The sequence below is a fragment of the Neobacillus drentensis genome (assembly GCF_036962765.1).
Taxonomy (GTDB): Bacteria; Bacillota; Bacilli; order Bacillales; family Cytobacillaceae; genus Neobacillus; species Neobacillus drentensis_C.
The window spans coordinates 1-4,722 of record NZ_JBALOS010000231.1 but is presented as its reverse complement, the minus strand read 5'-3'; the positions used below and the strand labels follow the sequence as shown (position 1 = coordinate 4,722).

Below are 4,722 nucleotides of genomic sequence, written 5' to 3'. Positions count from 1 at the left end.
TTATGATATAATAGACAATGTTTTGTAAATGCAAATTTAGGAGGACAAAATGGAAGAGACTATTAGTTTAAAAGAATTGCTCGAGACATTAAAAAAACGATTGCTATTAATCGTGTCGATAACTGTCATTGCAGCCATCATTAGTGGAGTCGTAAGTTATTTTTTCTTAACCCCGATTTATCAGGCTTCTACACAGATACTCGTTAACCAAAAGAAGAGTGAACAATTATACAGTGCAAATGAAGTTCAAACAAATCTTCAATTAATTAATACCTATAATGTAATCATTACAAGCCCAGCAATCTTAGATATCGTTTCGAAAGAGCTTGATTTAAACATGACTGCAACAGAACTAAAAGGCAAGATTACAGTGGGGAGCGAAACAAATTCTCAGGTGGTTAACTTGTCTGTTCAGGATGAAAATGCGAAAGTAGCCGCGCAAATTGCTAACAAAACTGCAGAAGTCTTTAAACAAGAAATTGCTAAAATCATGAAAGTTGACAATGTGACCATTTTGGCAAAAGCTGATGTTGGTGAAAATCCATCACCAATTAAACCACAACCACTATTAAACGTGGCAATCGCAATTGTGGTCGGGTTAATGGCTGGTGTCGGAATTGCCTTCTTACTTGAGTACTTTGATAACACGATTAAAAATGAACAAGATATCGAAAAGGTTCTAGGTCTTCCAGTCTTAGGTGTTATTGCCTTGATCGATGATCAAAAGATGGAAGAATCCGTTGCGCGTCGTGCTTCAAGAAAATCAACAGGAAAGGATGAGAACATTGGCGCTTAAAAAGAAGAAAATGAACAGTAAAGACTCGAGACGTAAACTTGTAACAGCGGTTGATCCGAAGTCACCCATTTCTGAGCAATATCGAACGATTCGAACGAATATCCAGTTTTCCTCCGTTGATAAAGAAATGAAGGCCATTATGGTTACATCTTCAGGACCAGGGGAAGGAAAGTCAACAACTGCGGCAAACCTTGCTGTTACATTTGCCCAACTCGGTAAAAAGGTACTGCTTGTAGATGCCGATCTTCGTAAACCAACAGTTCACCATACATTTGGTATAAATAACTTATTTGGTTTCACAACAGTGTTAACCAAGCAAAAGACACTTGAAAAAACAGTTCTTGAAACAAGCGTGCAGGATTTATACATTTTAACGAGCGGACCGATTCCGCCAAATCCAGCAGAACTATTAAGCTCAAAATCTATGGAACAATTTATTGAAGATGCTAAATCTCAGTTCGAGTATGTCATCTTTGATACCCCGCCATTATTAGCGGTGGCGGATCCGCAAATCCTTGCGAATCAATGTGACGGTTCGATCATGGTGGTCTATAGCGAGAAAACAGAAATCGACCTAGCGAAAAAGGCAAAAGAATTACTTGAACATGCACAAAGTAAGCTGCTTGGTGTCGTTTTAAATCATAAAGAAGCGCAAAGTGGAGATTATTACTATTATTATGGGGCGAAGTAACAAATTTCGACAAATTCCTCCCTTTACACGTGATATTATTATAAATGTCGCATAAAAATAACAATAAATTGGAAAGAGTGTGTGACCAATGATCGATTTACATTGTCATATATTACCAGGTATTGATGATGGGGCAAGGGATTTGTCGGAAAGTGTCAAGATGGCCAAGAAGGCTGTCGAACAAGGGATTCACACCATTGTCGCTACACCGCATCATTTGAACAATCGTTATGAGAACCCGAAGAAGTCGATTATTGATAGGGTGAGAGAATTAAACAAGGCATTAAGAGAAGAAAAGATTGATTTAAACGTTCTACCTGGCCAAGAAACACGGATTTACGGTGAACTGGTTGAAGGTTTCGAAAATGGTGAAATTCTCCCGATTGATCAGACACAATACGTGTTAGTAGAGTTTTCTTCTACCCATGTACCAAGATATACAGAAAAGCTGTTCTATGATCTGCAAATGAAGGGTCTCGTCCCAGTAATTGTTCACCCAGAACGAAATCAAGAAATCATCGAAAATCCGGAAGTTCTATATAAGCTAGTCGATAAAGGGACCTTAACTCAGGTAACAGCAGCAAGTATATGTGGGGACTTTGGAAAGAAGATAAAAAGTTTTTCTCTAAAATTAGTAGAAGCGAATCTCACTCATTTCATTGCATCGGATGCACATAATACGAGCAATCGGACATTTAAAATGAGAGAGGCATTCGACATAGTTCAAGCAAAGTACGGAAATGACATGGTTTATTTATTTCAGGAAAATGCAGAAATCGTGATTGAAGGCGGTCATGTATTCAAAGAAGTTCCTGAACGAATTAAAAAGAAGAGGTTTTTTAACATCTTTTAGCCGACTAAGCCGATAAGAATGACAGATTATTATCTACATCTTGTTCAGGTCTTTTCACCTGAACGGCGAGGCTCCCTGCCCGTTATCGATGGGGGCACTCGATTGTGCTGTGGGTCCTTCCGAGGGCCTTAGACGCCTGTCGTCAAAAGCACGATGTGAGGCCGGGTTAGATGCCCGATTTTTAATAAAACAATAAATATCTAATGAAAGAATAGGTGTGAAAGCACTTGCAATTCCATTAGGTATTTATTTTTTTGCCCACGTGCTTTAGTGGATGAAAGAGTATTTTAATAAACGAAAATAAACTATTGGGGGGAAAAGAGATGAAAAAAGTAAGAAAAGCAATTATTCCAGCTGCAGGGCTGGGAACAAGATTTTTGCCAGCAACCAAAGCCATGCCAAAAGAAATGCTTCCAATTGTAGATAAACCAACAATCCAGTACATTGTGGAAGAAGCTGTGGCATCTGGTATTGAAGATATTATCATTGTAACAGGTAAAGGAAAACGTGCAATTGAAGATCATTTTGACAATGCTATAGAGCTTGAACAGAATTTAATGGAGAAAGAAAAATACGATCTTCTTGATAGAGTTCAGTACGCAACAAATCTTGCAGATATCCATTATATTCGTCAAAAGGAACCAAAAGGTCTTGGACATGCAGTCTGGTCTGCACGAAACTTTATTGGAAATGAACCATTTGCCGTTCTTTTAGGAGATGATATTGTACAGAGTGAAACACCGTGTTTACGTCAATTGATTCACCAATATGAGGAAACATTTTCTTCTGTGATTGGTGTTCAACAGGTTCCTGATGCGGAAACAAACCGTTACGGAATTATTGATCCATCTTCACAAGAAGGTCGTCGTTATCAAGTTAACAACTTTGTTGAAAAGCCAAAACTAGGGACAGCTCCATCAAACTTAGCGATTATGGGCCGCTACATACTTACCCCAGAAATATTCATGTTTCTTGACCGTCAGGAAAAAGGAGCAGGCGGAGAGATTCAGTTAACCGATGCGATTCAAAAACTAAATCAAATTCAACGCGTTTTTGCCTATGACTTCGAAGGTATCCGTTATGATGTTGGTGAAAAGTTTGGTTTTGTAAAGACAACGATAGAATTTGCCTTGCAGCATAATGACCTCCATGATGATATGATAGATTACTTGAGAAGTTTAGTTTCTTCATTAGAAAAAGAAAAGGCTATGTTATAGAGAGAGGGTAGGGGTTGAGGTTGTCCAATCTAGCAAATCAAGAGGTTGCTTATTTAGATAAACAAAAAACGACAGTAACTATGCATGATCGAAAGTTATACCATATCATAAAAAGATTAATTGATATTATCGGTGCTTCAATGGGAATTATTCTTTTATGTTTTCTTTTTATGATAATCGCCATTCTAATTAAAGTGGAAGATCCTAGAGGAACAATCTTCTTTTCGCAAAAAAGAGTGGGGTTAAATGGAAAAGAATTTAAAATGTACAAATTTCGATCGATGGTATCAAATGCCGAAGAAAAGTTGGCTGAGTTACTAAATTTTAATGAAATAAATGGTGCGATGTTTAAAATGAAAGACGACCCACGTATTACAAAGGTAGGGAAATTCATCAGAAAGACAAGTATTGATGAACTTCCCCAGCTATTTAATGTATTAAAAGGTGATATGAGTTTAGTTGGTCCGCGTCCTCCACTCCCTCGAGAAGTTGCCATTTACACTGATTACGATATGCAGCGATTAATGGTGACGCCAGGCTGCACCGGACTATGGCAAGTGAGTGGAAGAAACAGTCTAGGTTTTGAGGAAATGGTTGAGCTGGATTTGGAGTATATCAGTAAAAGAAGTGTTTTGTATGATGTAAAAATAATTTTTAAAACAATAAAAGTATTATTTGGTTCAAAGGATGCGTTTTAAATTCAAAGTAGGTGAAAGACTTGAGACTTGAATTAAAGAATACTGTAGCAAGAACAATTAAAAAAAATGAAATAGTTGGAGATACATTAATTGTTTTTATGGGGAACGCCTTTGCTCAGGGACTAAATTTCCTTTGCATTGTACTCCTTGCAAGATTTTTTGGCCCAGAAAACATTTCTTTTTATACTCTAACTATTTCACTACTAACACTACTACTTGCAATTGCCGACTCTGGAATTTCTAACTCTATTGTTAATTTGACAAATAAGGAAAGAGAAGATTCTGAAGTTATTCTATTAGTGGGCTTTTTCTTCAGAGTAATAATAGGGATAGCTATTTTCCTAATAGGGATAAAGATGTCGGATTTTCTTGCTTTGGATATCTATAATAACCATAAATTAGCTAAATTATTTTTCTATGCCTTTCTGGGAGTAATTATATTAACAGTTCATGGGTTTATTGCAACA

The 4,722-nt window shown here is 37.1% G+C and carries 6 protein-coding genes; all 6 read left to right on the top strand.

Features of this window, described 5'->3' with window-relative positions:
• Positions 1–49: 49 nt before the first annotated feature.
• The gene (locus V7137_RS24295) at positions 50–796 is read left to right on the top strand and encodes a YveK family protein (RefSeq protein ID WP_335700451.1); all 747 of its coding nucleotides are present in this window, start codon (positions 50–52) and stop codon (positions 794–796) included.
• The gene (locus V7137_RS24290) at positions 777–1,487 is read left to right on the top strand and encodes a CpsD/CapB family tyrosine-protein kinase (RefSeq protein ID WP_335700453.1); all 711 of its coding nucleotides are present in this window, start codon (positions 777–779) and stop codon (positions 1,485–1,487) included. Before V7137_RS24295 ends, V7137_RS24290 begins: the two co-directional genes overlap by 20 nt.
• Before the next feature lie 88 nt (positions 1,488–1,575).
• Positions 1,576–2,340, top strand: a complete 765-nt coding sequence (locus tag V7137_RS24285; RefSeq protein ID WP_335700450.1) for a tyrosine-protein phosphatase — start codon at positions 1,576–1,578, stop codon at positions 2,338–2,340.
• 323 nt (positions 2,341–2,663) lie between these two features.
• Positions 2,664–3,557 (top strand): UTP--glucose-1-phosphate uridylyltransferase GalU, encoded by an 894-nt coding sequence (galU, locus tag V7137_RS24280; protein WP_335700449.1) that lies wholly within the window; start codon positions 2,664–2,666, stop codon positions 3,555–3,557.
• A gap of 80 nt (positions 3,558–3,637) precedes the next feature.
• Positions 3,638–4,255 carry a sugar transferase gene (locus V7137_RS24275; RefSeq protein WP_335700452.1) on the top strand — a complete coding sequence of 206 codons (618 nt, stop codon included), beginning with the start codon at positions 3,638–3,640 and terminating at the stop codon, positions 4,253–4,255.
• Between the two features lie 20 nt (positions 4,256–4,275).
• The coding region (locus tag V7137_RS24270) for an oligosaccharide flippase family protein (RefSeq protein ID WP_335700448.1) at positions 4,276–4,722 on the top strand (447 nt) is incomplete at its 3' end.

Excerpts from the sequence above, each read along its gene's own strand:
- V7137_RS24295 (WP_335700451.1), top strand. The coding sequence starts at position 50 with ATGGAAGAGACTATTAGTTTAAAAGAATTGCTCGAGACATTAAAAAAA.
- V7137_RS24290 (WP_335700453.1), top strand. The coding sequence starts at position 777 with ATGAGAACATTGGCGCTTAAAAAGAAGAAAATGAACAGTAAAGACTCG.
- V7137_RS24285 (WP_335700450.1), top strand. The coding sequence starts at position 1,576 with ATGATCGATTTACATTGTCATATATTACCAGGTATTGATGATGGGGCA.
- galU (WP_335700449.1), top strand. The coding sequence starts at position 2,664 with ATGAAAAAAGTAAGAAAAGCAATTATTCCAGCTGCAGGGCTGGGAACA.
- V7137_RS24275 (WP_335700452.1), top strand. The coding sequence starts at position 3,638 with ATGCATGATCGAAAGTTATACCATATCATAAAAAGATTAATTGATATT.